The organism is Solwaraspora sp. WMMA2101 (assembly GCF_049179175.1).
Classification (GTDB): Bacteria; Actinomycetota; Actinomycetes; order Mycobacteriales; family Micromonosporaceae; genus Micromonospora_E.
Genome location: NZ_JBMHMA010000006.1, coordinates 6580763 through 6595276 on the forward strand (window position 1 = coordinate 6580763; position 14514 = coordinate 6595276).

General features: G+C 70.8%; 13 protein-coding genes. 12 read left to right on the plus strand and 1 reads right to left on the minus strand.

Annotated elements, in window-relative coordinates; translation table 11 throughout:
• Position 1 precedes the first annotated feature (1 nt).
• The gene (locus ACN28F_RS30880; RefSeq protein WP_289205958.1) at positions 2-988 is read right to left on the minus strand and encodes an MBL fold metallo-hydrolase; all 987 of its coding nucleotides are present in this window, start codon (positions 986-988) and stop codon (positions 2-4) included.
• 69 nt (positions 989-1057) lie between these two features.
• On the opposite strand from ACN28F_RS30880, the gene ACN28F_RS30885 reads away from it, so the two are divergent.
• The 12 genes from ACN28F_RS30885 to ACN28F_RS30940 all read left to right on the plus strand — a co-directional run bounded on the left by ACN28F_RS30885 (position 1058) and on the right by ACN28F_RS30940 (position 14424).
• A complete protein-coding gene (locus ACN28F_RS30885; protein ID WP_289205959.1) occupies positions 1058-2605 on the plus strand; it encodes an AMP-binding protein in 1548 nt (515 codons plus the stop codon).
• Between the two features lie 39 nt (positions 2606-2644).
• Entirely contained in the window at positions 2645-3796 is a 1152-nt protein-coding gene (locus ACN28F_RS30890) for an acyl-CoA dehydrogenase family protein (protein ID WP_421361007.1), read from the plus strand.
• Between the two features lie 13 nt (positions 3797-3809).
• Entirely contained in the window at positions 3810-4871 is a 1062-nt protein-coding gene (locus ACN28F_RS30895; RefSeq protein ID WP_289205961.1) for an acyl-CoA dehydrogenase family protein, read from the plus strand.
• 80 nt (positions 4872-4951) lie between these two features.
• A complete protein-coding gene (locus tag ACN28F_RS30900) occupies positions 4952-6079 on the plus strand; it encodes an LLM class flavin-dependent oxidoreductase (RefSeq protein ID WP_289205962.1) in 1128 nt (375 codons plus the stop codon).
• Positions 6076-7119, plus strand: coding sequence for an LLM class flavin-dependent oxidoreductase (locus ACN28F_RS30905; RefSeq protein WP_289205963.1), 1044 nt, complete (start codon positions 6076-6078; stop codon positions 7117-7119). Before ACN28F_RS30900 ends, ACN28F_RS30905 begins: the two co-directional genes overlap by 4 nt.
• Entirely contained in the window at positions 7116-8720 is a 1605-nt protein-coding gene (locus ACN28F_RS30910) for a class I adenylate-forming enzyme family protein (protein ID WP_289205964.1), read from the plus strand. The genes ACN28F_RS30905 and ACN28F_RS30910 overlap by 4 nt, the downstream gene beginning before the upstream one ends.
• Positions 8717-9715 (plus strand): LLM class flavin-dependent oxidoreductase, encoded by a 999-nt coding sequence (locus ACN28F_RS30915; RefSeq protein WP_289205965.1) that lies wholly within the window; start codon positions 8717-8719, stop codon positions 9713-9715. Before ACN28F_RS30910 ends, ACN28F_RS30915 begins: the two co-directional genes overlap by 4 nt.
• A gap of 9 nt (positions 9716-9724) precedes the next feature.
• Positions 9725-10696 carry an enoyl-CoA hydratase/isomerase family protein gene (locus ACN28F_RS30920; protein ID WP_289205966.1) on the plus strand — a complete coding sequence of 324 codons (972 nt, stop codon included), beginning with the start codon at positions 9725-9727 and terminating at the stop codon, positions 10694-10696.
• A gap of 9 nt (positions 10697-10705) precedes the next feature.
• The gene (locus ACN28F_RS30925) at positions 10706-11689 is read left to right on the plus strand and encodes an LLM class flavin-dependent oxidoreductase (protein ID WP_289205967.1); all 984 of its coding nucleotides are present in this window, start codon (positions 10706-10708) and stop codon (positions 11687-11689) included.
• The gene (locus ACN28F_RS30930; RefSeq protein ID WP_421361011.1) at positions 11686-12021 is read left to right on the plus strand and encodes a VOC family protein; all 336 of its coding nucleotides are present in this window, start codon (positions 11686-11688) and stop codon (positions 12019-12021) included. Before ACN28F_RS30925 ends, ACN28F_RS30930 begins: the two co-directional genes overlap by 4 nt.
• Positions 12022-12071: 50 nt before the next feature.
• A complete protein-coding gene (locus tag ACN28F_RS30935) occupies positions 12072-13043 on the plus strand; it encodes a PaaX family transcriptional regulator C-terminal domain-containing protein (protein WP_421361012.1) in 972 nt (323 codons plus the stop codon).
• Positions 13044-13188: 145 nt separating this feature from the next.
• Complete coding sequence (locus ACN28F_RS30940) at positions 13189-14424, plus strand: cellulose binding domain-containing protein (RefSeq protein WP_421361014.1); 1236 nt, start codon at positions 13189-13191, stop codon at positions 14422-14424.
• The last annotated feature ends 90 nt before the right edge of the window (positions 14425-14514 follow it).

Consider the following 14514-nt stretch of genomic DNA (forward strand, 5'->3'; position numbering starts at 1 on the left):
ACTACCGGTGGACGCCCGCCGTGTGCCGCAGCAGGGCCTGGGCATGGACGAGGGAGAACCGTTGGGTACCGCGGCCGAGTTCGTCCCAGGGTCTGCGCCACTGCATCCGCCGGGCGACGTCCCAGGCGGTGACCCGCCCGTCGGTCGCCAGAGCGTCGACGGTGGCGACCTCGGCACGGTGGAAGGCGGCCAGTTCGTCGGCGCGGGCCGCGACGTCGCGGTACGGGAACTGGTGGGCCGGGCAGGCAATCGTCGCGCCGAGGTCGCGGATGCCTTCCAGCGTCCGGAACAGGTCCGCCGCCGGGTCGTCGTCGGCGCGGCTGACGATCGCGAGCTGGGTGGGGCCCTCGGGCATCATCGTGTCGCCGGTGAAGACCAGGCCGCGGGTGTCGACGTAGACCGTGTGCCCGTAGGTGTGGCCCGGGGCCGGTACGGCGCGGATGGTCACGTCGCCGAACCGCAACTCGGTCTCGTCGGCCACGGCCAGGTCGATCCGCAGGTCCTCGTGGTGCGCGGTGACCGCGACCGCGTCGGCGTACATCGTCTCGACGACGTCGGGCGGGGCACCGGTCGCCGTGAGGGCGGTGCGCAGCTGGGTGAGGAAGCCACCCCTGCTCCGGCGCATGGTGGCGAAGTCGTCGGCCTGCCCCATGACCAGCCGGGCACCGGACCGGTCCCGGACCCGGGCGGCGAAGCCGATGTGGTCCGGGTGGTTGTGGGTGAGCAGGACGGTGGAGATCGTCTCGACCCGGCGGCCGATCGCGGCGACCGATCCGGTGAACGACTCCCAGCAGCTCGGGTGGTCGTAGCCGGCGTCGATGAGGACCGCGCCGTCGCCGGTGTCGACCAGGAAGACGGTGACGTAGCGCAGTGCGCTGCCGCGCAGCGGGACCGGGATCGCCCAGATCCCGTCGGTGACCTCGGTCGGGTCCGGGACCTGACGGGCGTGATAGCTGGCGGCGTGCGCGTCGTTCACAGGTCTGGACATCGTCAGACGCCTCCCTTACTGTGGAAACAACAACATACCGGATGGTCGGAATTTAACTCAAGGAGTCCGATGAGCGACGAGCGGACCGGCTTCCGGCTCTGGGCGGCCGCCGAGCCGGACCTGTGCGCGATCGTGACTGCCGACGATCGGCAGATCTCCTACGGCGAGCTGTACGCCGAGGTGAACCGGATCTCGCACGGCCTGCGTACCCGCGCGGGCCTGCGTGCCGGCGACACGGTCGCGGCGGTGATGACCAACAGCGCCGGCATGGTCGCGCTCTACCTGGCGGCGATGCAGTCGGGGCTCTACCTGGTGACGCTCAACTACCACCTGACCGAGCCGGAGATCGCCTACATCCTCGCCGACAGCGGTGCCAAGGTCGTCGTCTGCTCCGCGCGGGTGGAGCCGGTCGTCGCCGCGGCCGCCGCCGGCGTACCCGGGATCCAGGTGTACGTCGACGGAGTCCCGACCACCGGTCGCGTCCGTCCGTTGTCGCGGCTCACCGACGGCATGTCGACGGTGAGCCCGGAGCAGACCCCGGCCGGTTCGCTGATGATGTACACCTCGGGCACCACCGGCCGCCCGAAAGGGGTGAAGCGGCCGCTGGCCGGCGTCGACGCCGACACCGGCGCGTCGACCTACCGGTGGCTGTTCCAGGAGTTCGGGATGGAACGTCCCGCCTTCGGGTCCTGGCTCGTCTCGGCTCCGCTGTACCACTCCGCGAACATCACCCCCGCGATGGGTGCCCTGCACGCCGGCGGAACTATGGTCCTGATGGACGGCTGGACGCCGGAGGGTTTCCTGCGTCGGGTCCACGACCGGCGGGTCACCGGCACCAGCATGGTGCCGACCCACTTCTACCGGCTGCTGCAACTGCCCCAACAGGTTCGCGACAGCTACGACGTCTCCTCGCTGCGCTACGTCCTGCACGGCGCCGCGCCGTGCCCGCGTGAGGTCAAGCAGCGCATCCTCGACTGGTTCGGCCCGGTGGTCTACGAGTACTACGGCTCGACCGAGGTCGGTACCACCATCGCCCGCCCGCACGAGTGGCTCGCCCACCCGGGAACGGTCGGTCGCCCCGCGTCCATCTCGACGCTGCGGATCCTCGACGAGGCCGGCAACGAGGTGCCGGTCGGCCAGACCGGCATCGTGTACATGCGTCAGGGCTCCGACCAGGTCGAGTACCACAACGACCCCGGCAAGACCGACGGCGCGCGTCGCGACGGCCTGATGACCGTCTGGGACGTCGGCCACGTCGACGCCGACGGCTTCCTGTACATCACCGGCCGGGCCGCCGAACTGATCCTGGTCGGCGGGGTCAACGTCTACCCGGCCGAGATCGAGGCCGCGTTGCTCGGCCACGACTGGATCGCCGACGCCGGAGTCGTCGGCGTACCCGATCCGGAGTTCGGCGAGGTGCCGCAGGCCCACGTCGTGCTGACCGAGACCGCGCCCGACGCCGAAGCAGCGCTCGCGCAGATCCGTACCCATCTCGCCGGACGGCTGGCGAAGCCGAAGCGTCCGCATTCGTACGTCGTCCGCGAGGCGCTGCCCCGCGACCCCAACGGCAAGCTCTACAAGGCGCGGCTCACCCGTGCCCCGGAGGTGTCGGCGTGACCGCGACCCGTGAGGTGCCCGAAGACAGGGGAGCCCGGCGTGGACTTCGATGACAGCGACAGCGACCTCGCGTTCCGGCGTGCGGCCGGCAGCTGGCTCGACCAGGCGCTGCGCGACGTGCCTGATCAGGAGGAGCTGTCCCAGACCGAGCGTGAGCACTGGTCACGGGTGTGGCAGGAGCGGCTCTGCGCCGGCAACTGGGCCGGGTTGTCCTGGCCGGTCGAGCACGGCGGCCGCGGGATGGACTCGTTGGCGCAGGCGATCTTCAACGAGGAGGCCGCGGTCCGGGGCGCGCCGTACCCGCTCAACGGGGTCGGCATGATGCTGGCCGGTCCGACGATCATCGCGCACGGCAGCGACGAGCAGCAGGCCCGGTACCTGCCGGGCATCCTGCGCGGCGAGGAGTACTGGTGCCAGGGCTTCAGCGAGCCCGGCTCCGGCTCCGACCTGGCGAGTCTGCGGACGGCCGCGACCCGGGTCGACGGCGGCTGGCTGATCAACGGCACCAAGATCTGGACCTCCAACGCGCACAACGCCTCCCGGTGTCTGTTGCTGGCGCGGACCGACCCCGAGGAGACCCGGCACCGGGGCATCACCTACTTCCTGGCTCCGATGGACCGGTTCACCGTCCGACCACTGGTGATGATCAATGGGGACACCGAGTTCAACGAGATGTTCCTCGACGACGTGTTCGTCCCCGACTCCGACGTGCTCGGCGGGCTCGGCAACGGCTGGAAGGTCGCGCTCACCACGCTCGCCTTCGAACGCGGCAGCATGGCGCTGAACCTGTGGGTGTGGGCCCGCCAGGCAGTGGACCGGGTCGTCGATCTGGCGATCGCGCGGGGCCTGGCCGACGACAGCGCCTTCGTCGACACGGTCGGCGCGTTGCAGTGCGATGCCGAGGCGGTCCGGATCGGGTCGATGCGGATGCTGGCGGAGAGTCGCGCCGGCGGCGTCCCCGGCCCGGAGACATCGGCGTTGAAGAGCCTGTGGGCCGGCGTGGTCCAGAACGCGAACCGGCTCGCGGTGCAGCTCGACGAGGCCGGCGGGGTGCTTCTCGACGGCGCCGGGGCCGCCGCCCGGATGCACCGCTACCTGCGTGCCCGCGCCCACACGATCGAGGGCGGCACGGAGGAAGTCCAGAAGTCGATCCTCGCGGAGCGGGTGCTTGACCTGCCCCGTTCACGTTGAACGGAGTGGCCGCGTGCACGCGACATTCACCCAGGAGCAGCAGGAGATCGGCGAAACCGTCGCGGCCCTCGCCAAGGCGCAGGCCGGCGCGGCGCGCGCCGCGCTGTCGACAGGTTGGCGGCCCTGCGCCGCCGACGGGCCGCTGCTGCGCGACTTCGGGCTGCTCGGCGTGCCCGAGTCGGTCGGCGGGGTCGGGTCGGCTCTGATCGACCTGCTCGTCGCCGTGGAGGTGCTCGGCGAGTACCTGGTCCCGAGCCGGTTCGCGGCCCACGCGGGCGCCGTACAGCTGCTCTGCGGCGCAGACGGGCGGACCGCGTCGTTGCCCGACGAGGTCCTCGACGGCCGCCGGGTGCTCACGTCGGCGGTCGACGTGCCGTCCACGGCCGGCTGGCCGGACCGGTCGGTGCCGGATCCGCTGGTGCGGACCCTGGTGCCGTACGCCGCCCAGGCGGACGGGTTCGTCGTCGCCGGTCCCGACGGGACCTGGGTCGCCGATGCTGCCGCGCTCGCCGAGCAGGCTCGGGTCACCGAACGGCGGTCGTTCGACCCGTCGGTGCCGCTGTCGGACGTGTCGCTGTCCGCACCGCAGCGGGTCGACCCGGTCGGCACCGGGTTGTGGCGGGCGACGCTGGTGGTCGCCGCCGAATTGTGCGGCGTCGCGCAGGGCGCGATCGGGTTGGCCGCCGAGCAGGCCCGTACCCGGGTGCAGTTCGGCCGGGTGATCGGGTCGTTCCAGGGGGTCGCGTTCCAGCTGGCCGAGGCCGCCACCGCGCGCAAGGCGGCGTGGGACCTGACGCTCTACGCGGCCTGGGCCGTCGACAACCGTCGACCGGACGCCGGGAGCCAGGTGCACGCCGCCAAGGCGGCGGCGGGAAAGGCCGCGGTCTTCGCCGCTGAGCGGGCCATCCAGGTGTACGGCGGGATGGGCATCACCATGGAGGCGGATCCGCATCTGTTCCTGCGTCGGGCGTTGGTGCTCGACGCCCGCGCCGGCCGTGGCCGGTGGCACCGTCACCGGGCCGGCACGCTTCGGATCGAAGCGCGCCGGACGGGCCCGGGACAACCCACGTACTAATGCGCTGACCTGCGCAGACCTTGCAGTGCCAGCAACGCAGCGGTAACATACCGGCTGGTCGGAATAAACGAGGAGTGGTCGTGAAGTTCGGAATCATGAACCTGTTCCCGGTCGCCGACGGGGCATCGGACCATCAGGTGCTACGAGAGACTCTCGACGAGATCCAGCTGGCCGACGAACTCGGCTTCGACTCGATCTGGCTGGCCGAGCACCACTTCTCGAAGTACGGCATCCTCGGCAGCCCGGTCAACTTCGGCATGGCCGTCGCCGAGCGGACCAAGCGGATCACGATCGGCACCGCCGTGCTGGTGCTTCCACTGCACCACCCGCTGCGGCTGGCCGAGGACATCGCGGCGCTCGACGTGCTCAGCGGCGGTCGGGTGACCATCGGGGTCGGCCGTGGCTACCAGCCGGCCGAGTTCGCCGGCTTCGGGATCGCCCTGGCCGAGTCGAAGCAGCGCTACCAGGAGACCCTCGACGTACTGCGGTTGGCGCTGACCCAGGAGAAGTTCTCCTACCACGGCGAGATCTACCACTTCGACGACGTCACGACCTACCCCCGGCCGTTCACTCCCGGCGGTCCGCCGATCCTGCAGGGCACGGTCTCCCCGGACAGCTTCCGGGAGCGCGGCGCGATCGGCGAGCCGATCATCACCTCACCCAACTTCACACCGTTGGGCATCATGCAGCGCAACTTCAGCCTCTACCGGCAGAGCATGCAGGCCAACGGCTTCGACATCGCCACCTACGAACTGCCCTTCATGCAACAGGTGTGGTGCGGCGACGGCGAGGACGGCCTGCGTGAAGCCGCCTCGGCCGCGATGAACTACTACAAATCCGTCGGGAAGGTGATCCCGGGTTCGGAGGAGGCGATCGAGCAGGAGCGGTCCTATTACGCGGCGGTCGCCAAGAACATCGAACTGCTGACCCTGGAGCAGACCCTGACCCACGGCGGCAACTTCGGCTCGGCGCAGCGCGTCATCGAGACCATCGAGATGCTGCGCGAGCAGCTCGGCATCAACCACTACATCGGCTGGCTGCGGATCCCGTCGCTCGACCGGCGGAGCGCACTGAAGTCCATGGAGGAGTTCGCCACCAAGGTGATCCCGCACTTCCGCGCGGCGGACCAGGCGGCCCGCCCGGCCGACGGCCACGACCGGGCCGACGACGTGCTGACGACCACCGCCCCCCAGGCGGTCATCGGATGAAGGTCAGCTGTTTCCTCAGCGCCCAGTTCGATCCGTCGACCAGCGCCTCAGACGGCATCGACCAGGTGCTGGAGCAGGCCGCCGCCGCTGAGGCGGCCGGCTTCCACGCCGTCTACCTCGGCCACCACTTCCTCGCCAGGTCGGCGTTCGTCCAGCCCGTGCCGCTGGCCGGCTACCTCGCCCGGGCGACCACCCGGGTACGCATCGGCTTCGGTGTGCTGCTGGCACCGCTGCTGAATCCGGTCGCGCTCGCCGAGGACCTCGCCTCGCTCGACGTGCTCTGCCGGGGACGGTTGACCGTGGGCATCGGCGCCGGTTACCGCAAGCGGGAGACCGCCGCGTTCGGCGTCGAGTGGACCGACCGGCTGCGTCGACTGCGTGAGTACGTCCCGATCCTGCGGTCGCTGTGGAACGGCGAGACGATCGACATCTCCGGCAGCTGGGGCGAGGTCCCCGGCGCGTCGCTGGCGCTGCGCCCGGTGCAGCCCGGCGGCCCGCCGCTGTGGATCGGCGCGTTCGCCGAGCCGGCGGTCCGCCGCGCCGCCCGACTGGACGCGCCGTGGCTCATCGGCCCCAAGGGCACCGACGCGGAGCTCGCCCGGCTGCTCGGCGTCTACCGGGGCGAGCTCGCCGACCGCGGTTTCACCCTCGACCGTGAGTACCCGATGAGCCGGGAGGCGTTCATCGGCGACAGCTACGCCGCCGCGGTCACGGCCGTCCGACCACACCTGCAGCGTCAGTACGCCGGTTACCGATCCTGGGACGACGCCCAGTCCCTGGACATCGACCGGTACCTGGCGCAGGACTGCCTGGTCGGCTCGGCGGACGAGATCGTCGACAAGCTGCGACGCTGGGAGGCTGAACTCGGCATCACCGAGGTCTCGCTGCGGCACCAGTTCGTCGGCGCCAGCCAGGCCGAGGCGATGGAGCAGTTGGCCCGCTTCGGAGCGGAGGTCGTCCCCCGCCTCGCCGCGTCGCCGCCGGCGTCGCCATCCGTCTCGGAGGTCGCGTCGCCATCCGCCCCGGAGGTCGCCCGATGAGCACCGACCCGGGGACCACGCTGCCGGACGCCGACAACCTGGCCCTCGTTCTGCAACGCCGCCGTGCCGACCGCGGCGACGTCGTCGGCCTGTACGGCGAGGACGGTCGGTCATGGACGTTCGACGAGATCGACCTGCTCGCCGGCGGGGTGGCAGTCGCCCTGCGGGACGAGGGCGTGGGCGCCGGCGACCGGGTCGCCGGCTACCTGGCCAACGGCCCGGACATCGTCTTCTTTCTCTTCGGCTGCTGGAAGATCGGTGCGGTCCCGGTCACCGTCAGCAGCCTGTACAACGCCACCGAACTCGCCGAGTCGCTGGCCAAGACCAGCCCCCGGTTGCTGCTCGTCGACGGACGCAGCCCGGACGTGGTCACCGAACTCATCGGCACCGGCACCGGGGTCCCGATCCGCCGCGTCGGCGAGCCGTCCGCCGCGCCCGACGGCGTCGCGGAGCCGGACGTCGAGCCGCTGCCGTGGGGTCGGCAGGCCCGGGTGCCGGCGGTCGACGTCGACCCGCAGGCCGAAGCCTGTGTGCTGTTCACCGGCGGGACGACCGGCCGGCCAAAGGCGGTCAGCGTCACCCACGGCGGCACCCGCGACTCGCTCATGCGGCTGGCCCGCGTCGCCACCGGTACCGACGCCGAAGGCACCGCCGCGCGGGACGCCAGGCCGAACCTCATCGCCCTGCCGCTGTTCCACAGCGGCGGCCAGCACTCGCTGCTGTTCGCGTTCTTCGTCGGGCGTCCGGCGGTGGTCTGGGAGAGGTTCGGCGTCGACCGGCTCGCCGACCTGATGGACCGGTACCGGTTCGACAACTTCTTCCTCCTGCCCACCATGGTCTACGACATCGTGCACGCCGAACGGGACCTGCCGTTCGACGGGGTCAAGTCCGTCCTGGTGGCCGGTCAGGCCATCTCGTGGTCGCTACGCCGCGCCTTCGAGGAGCGGTACCAGGTGCCGATCCTGGTCAACTACGGATCGACCGAGGCCGGGCACATCGCCGGCTGGACCGGCCGGGACATGAAGGCCGGCCGCTGGAAGCCCGGCTCCGCCGGGCGGGTCTACCCGGGGGTGGAGCTGGAGATCCGGGACGAGACCGGTGCCGCACTGCCGGGCGGGCGACCGGGGGAGGTGGTGGTCCGCTCCGCGTTGACCAGGGGCTACGTCGACGACGCCGCCGCCTCCCGCGAGCTGGTCCGGGACGGCTGGGTGCACACCGGCGACATCGGCTACGTCGACGAGGACGGGGTGCTGTTCCTGGTCGGCCGGAAGCGGGACATGATCAAATGCGGTGGTTTCCAGGTCTGGCCCGAGGAGATCGAGGACGAGCTGCGCCGGCATCCGCTGGTCGACGACGTTCGGGTGCTCGGCCGGCCGGACGACCGGCTCGGCGAGATTCCGGTGGCCCTCGTGGTGCGCAGGCCGGACCGCACGGTGACCGACAGCGAACTCTCCCAGCGTCTGGTCGCGTACGCGCGGGACCGGCTTGCCCACTTCAAGACACCCCGGCGGATCGAGTTCGTCGCCGCCCTGGAACGCAGCGCCACCGGCAAGATCAGCCGGGCCACACCGGCCGCGACGCGGGCGGGTGCGTCCGGATGAAGTTCGGCATCATGGCCTCGCACCAGTATCCGCACGGCGACGACCTCGGCGCGCACCTCGCCGACCTGTTCGGCACCGTCGAACTCGCCGCCGAACTCGGCTACGACTCGGTGTGGACGATCAACCACTTCCAGTCGAACCTGGCCACCCCGCAGCCGATCTCCATGCTGGCCAGCCTCATTCCGCGCTCCGGCGACATGCTGCTCGGCACTGGCATCCTGCTGCTGCCGATGTTCCACCCCGTACACGTCGCGGAGGAGTTCGCGACCCTCGACCACCTCTCCGGCGGACGGGTGGTCCTCGGCGTCGGCGCCGGCTACCGGGAGAACGAGCTCGCCGCGTTCGGAATCGACCCGCAGACCCGGTTCCGGCGCTTCGACGAGAGCATCCGGCTGATCCGCGCGCTGTGGACCGGACGACCGGTCACCCAGGACGGCGAGTTCTACCCGCAGACCGACGCGACCATCGGTGTCCGGCCGCTGACGCCGGGCGGACCGCCGATCTGGATCGGCGCCGGCGGCAGGAAAGCGGTCCGCCGGGCCGCCCGTCTCGGCGACGCCTGGTACGCGCCGGGCAACTCACCGAGCCGGCGCTTCCTGCCCGAGCATCGGGCCGTCTACGAGGAGGCGCTGGCTGAGTACGGCCGGGACCCGACGACGGTGCAGCGCCCGGTCGGGGTCGAGCTGTACTGCGCGCCGAGCACCGAGCAGGCTGTCGCCGAGGCGCTGCCGCACGCCCGGCGGGAGTACGCCACCTACGCCGAGTACCCGGCGCTGCGCTGGCAGCGGGACCGCTTCGACGAACTGGTCCGCAACACGCTGCTGCTGGGCTCGCCGGAGCTGCTCATCGAACGGATCACCGCCCTGCGTGACCTGGGCTTCGACCACGTCATCTTCCGCCCCGGGTGGCTCGGCATGCCGACCGGGAAACTGCGTGCCTCGCTGCGGCTGTTCGCCGCCGAGGTGATGCCCGCCTTCCGTACCAGCCGACCGTGAGGAACCGTCGTGAAGAAGACCGAAGCTGAACTTCTGGAACACCAGTGGGACGTCGAGAACATGGAGGTCGATCCCGAGGTCCTGGCGAAGTACGTCCGGTACGACGTCGACGAGCAGCGGTCGGTCGCGACCATCACCTTCGACCGTCCCGAGCGGCTCAACGCCATTCCGGTGGCCGCCTTCGAGCGCGTCGGCGACCTGGTGCGCGAGGCCGAGACCGACGACCGGGTCAAGGTCATCGTGTTCAAGGGCGAAGGCGAACACTTCGGCACCGGCGCCGACGCCGCCGAGCTCGGGCACTACATCGGCTACCGGACCGGCACCGACAAGTCGTCGCGGCGGCGGCCGGCGCAGCGGCAACGCATCCTGCCCGACCGCAACGTGCTCAGCTCCGGATTCACCCGCCCGATCATCGAGTCGCTCAAGGCGACCATCTGCCAGGTGCAGGGGTACTGCTACGGCGGCCACTTCCAGATCGCGCTGTCGGCCGACATCGTCATCGCCAGCCCCGACGCCCGGTTCACCCATCCGGCGTTCCGCTACCTCGGTCCCGCCCCGCAGGACATGTACCACTGGATCGAGAAGGTCGGTCTGACCACGATGAAGGACGTCATGCTGACCATGCGGGCCATCGGCGCCGAGGAGGGCGAGCGCAAGGGCCTGGTCACCAAGGTGGTCGAGCGTGACGAACTACAGCGCTGGGTCGACGACTACGCCGACGCGATCGCTGTCATGCCACTGGACTCGCTGATGATGGGCAAGTCGATGATGCAACTGGTCATGGAGGCCCGGGGCAAGGGCCTCGGCGCGATGACCGGCTGGGTCGGGCACGGCTGGGCGACCAACGTCAGTTTCGACGACGGGGACTGGAACTTCCTCAAGGAGCGCCGGGAGAAGGGCATCGGCCGGGCGCTGGCCGACCGGGACCGGCTGGTCGCACCGTACTTCCGGCTCAGCGACACCCGGTCGCGCGAGAAGTAGGGCGCGGTCGTGAAGTTCGGCATCCTTCTCGACCACCAGTACGAGCTCGGCGACGACCTGCAGCGGCGGACCGGTGAGACGGTCGAGTACGTCCAGCACATCCGCGACCTCGGCTACGACTCGGTGTTCGGTATCCACCACTATCTGTCGTCACTGGCCACACCGCAGCCGATGCCGCTGCTGAGCCGGCTCGTCGAGCACTCCGGCAACATGCAGATCGGCACCGGCATCCTCATCCTGCCGCTCGGGCATCCGGTGCACTGGGCCGAGGAGATCGCCACGATCGACCAGATGTCCGGCGGCCGGTTCGTCCTGGGCATCGGCTCCGGCTACCGCGACGCCGAGTTCGCCTCGTTCGGCGTCGACCGGCGTACCCGGGTGTCGCGGATGAACGAGGCGCTGGCGGTGATGCAGCGGTTGTGGACCGGTGAGCCCGTCCACCACGAGGGGCGGCACTTCACCCTGGACGGGGTGCGGTGCAGCGTACTGCCGCGGCAGCGGCCGCACCCGCCGGTCTGGGTCGGCGCCAACGGACCGACCGGCATCGCCCGGATCGCCCGTCAGGGCCTGCCGTGGCTCGCCCCGTCCAACGTGCGCCGCAACTGGGCCGTGGGAAACCTGACCGAATACCGGCAGCTGCGTACGGCGGCCGGCTTCAGCGAGCAGGACGCGGTGTTCCCGATCCACCGGGACCTGTGCGTCGCGGACTCGGCCGACGCCGCGCACGCGATCGCCGGCGACGCGGTCCGCCGGTCCTACGGCGAGTACGTCCAGTACGGCATGGACTTCTTCGAGTCCCAGTGGGAGGCGATCAAGGAGAAGGCGCTCTTCTTCGGCTCGCCCGACGACATCGCCGCGAAGATCTCCGACTTCGCCGCCGCCGGCTTCAACCACTTCGTCTTCCGCGCCCAGTGGCTCGGGCTGCCGATCGAGCGGTCCGTTGAGATCGTCGAACGGTTCGCCCGCGAGGTCATGCCGAGGTTCCGGCGATGAGGATCGGCCACGTGATCGTTCCGGCCGCAGACCTGGCCGCCCAGGTCGACTTCTACACCCGGCTCGGACTGACGGTGCGGTTCCGCGACGGCGACCGGTACGTCGCGCTCACCGACGGGACGGTGACCATCGGCCTGGCCGACGGATCACAGCAGCCCGTCGCCGGCCGCACCCTGCTCAGCGTCGAAGTCGACGACCTCGACCGCTGCGTCGCCGAACTGGCCGCATCCGGCGCGTCGGTCGGGGAGCCCGTGCCGGGCCCGCACGAGCGGCGGTCGGTGGTCGTCGACCCGGGCGGTGTCCCGGTCGTCGTCTACGAACGACGGGCCTGACCGAGCACGGCGGCCGGCGGGGCGGTGCCCGACCGGTGCAGTCTGGTGAGGTGAACGCCGAGGAACCCACCGACGACATTCGAATTCCCCGTGCACAGGTCGGCTCCAGCCCACAGCATCTACTGGCGACCCTGCTCGGTGAGTATCTCGACTCGGCGGACGCCGGCCTGCCGTCGACGGCGGTCATTGCGATCCTGGGCGAGTTCGCAGTCAGCGAGCCAAGCGCCCGGGCGGCGCTGTCCCGCCTGGTCAAGCGCGGTCTGATCGCGACCCGAGGGCGCGGCCGGCCGCCGGTCTACCACCTCACGCCCGTCGCGATCGCCCGGCACCGACAGCGGATGCGGCACTTCCTGAACTTCGGTGCCCAGCCACCGCGGTGGACCGGTGAGTGGTTGCTGGTGTCGTACTCGATCCCGAGTTCCGGGCAGGCCGTGCGACACGCGGTCCGCCGATCGTTGGGCGCGCTGCGCTTCGTGGGTCTGTACGACAGCGCCTGGATCCGGCCGGGAACCGACGCGGCGCCGGTGCGGCAGGTGCTGGACGAACTGCTGCACCACGTGGCAGGTGCCCGGTGGTCGGTCATGCATGTCCGGTTCGACGAGGAGGCCGGCCCGCACGGCCCGGCCAGCGCCTACGACCTGGCCGGGCTCTCCGCCGCGTACTCACGCTTCATCGCGCGGTACGCGCCGCTGCGGACCGCGGTGCGCAACGGGGCGGTGGACGCCGCGGCAGCGCTGGTGGCCCGGACCTCGGCCATGGATTCCTGGCGGTGGTTCCCGGACACCGATCCGGATCTGCCGGCCCACCTGCTACCACAGCCCTGGCCCCGGCAGCAGGCCAGGGAGATATTCCTGGACATCCACTGTGCGCTCGGTGCGCTCGCGCAGGCCCGCCTCGTCGAGGTGGCGACACCGTACTGGCCGGACGCCGCCGCGTGGATCACCCACTTCACGGCGTCGCATGATCCCGCACACCCCGAACCGACCGGTGGCGCCCGGGCCGCCCCGCCTTCGCCAGGTTGACGGCGGCCGTGGCCGGTCAGGGCAGACAATCCATTGACACTTTTCGTTGCGACGGTGATAGTAACTGCACAGCTCCCCTCGGAGCGCTGTGGGGACCGCGGCCGGGCGGTCCACGCGCCCGTCGCGACACCCGCTGGAGAGGCACATGCGAAGAAGATCGATGATCGGTGCCGGCCTGGCCGCCGCCCTCGTCCCGGCCACCGCAGTGATCGTGGCGCTCGGCGCGCCACCGGCAAGCGCCGCGATCGGTGGCTCCGGTCCCTATCCCGCCGACTACGAGACCGCGGCCAGCCTGCCCAACCACACCATCTTCCGACCGCAGACCCTGCCGGCCGAGCGCCTCCCGATCCTCGCCTGGGGCAACGGCGGCTGCTCAGCCAACGGCCTGTCGCAGGGCAACTTCCTCCGCGAAATCGCCTCCCACGGCTTCCTCGCCATCGCCAACGGCGCGCCGAACGGATCCGGCTCCACCACGTCGCAGATGCTCACCCGGTCCATCGACTGGGCCGTCGCGGAGAACTCCCGACCGGGCAGCAAGTACTACGACAGGCTCGACACGACCAAGGTCGCCGTGGCCGGCTTCTCCTGCGGCGGGCTGGAGGCCTACGCCGTCTCGAACGACCCGCGTGTCACCACGACCGGCATCTTCAGCAGTGGACTGTTGAACGACGCCGACGACTACCAGCTCAGGAGACTGACCAAGCCGATCGCCTATTTCATCGGCGGTCCCAGCGACATCGCGTACCCGAACGCCGTCGACGACTGGGGAAAACTGCCGGCCGGGCTGCCCGCCTTCATGGGCAACCTGAACGTGGGGCACGGTGGCACCTACGACCAGCCCAATGGCGGCGAGTTCGGTCGGGTGGCGGTGCTCTACCTCAAGTGGCGGTTGAAGGGCGACACCGCCGCCGGTGCCAACTTCGTCGGCGCGGACTGCGGGCTGTGCCGCAGCCAGTGGAGCGTGCAGCAGAAGAACCTGACACTCGACGGTGACCCGCCGCCGACCACCCCACCGCCGACCACTCCGCCGCCGACGACCCCACCACCGACCACTCCGCCGCCGACGACCCCGCCACCCGGCGGGACGCCGGCCTGCACCGCCGCCTACACGGTGCAGGACCAGTGGAACAGCGGGTTCGTCGCGACCGTCACCGTGACCGCTGCCAGCACCCCGCTCACCAGTTGGCTGGTCACACTCAACCTGCCAGGTGGCGCGTCGGTCAGTTCGATGTGGAACGGCGTCGTCAGCGGTACCAGCGGCACGGTCACTGTCACGAACCAGAGCTACAACGGTCGGTTGGCCGCCGGTCAGAGCACCAGTTTCGGCTTCCAGGGCGCCGGAAACGGTAGCGGCGCCACCGCCACCTGCACCGGAAGCTGACCTCCCGCCAACCTGAGCTGTCCCACCGTCGCGTCGGGCCGGTGCCGGGGGCACCGGCCCGTCACGGCTGCGCCGCCCATGGTGCAGCCC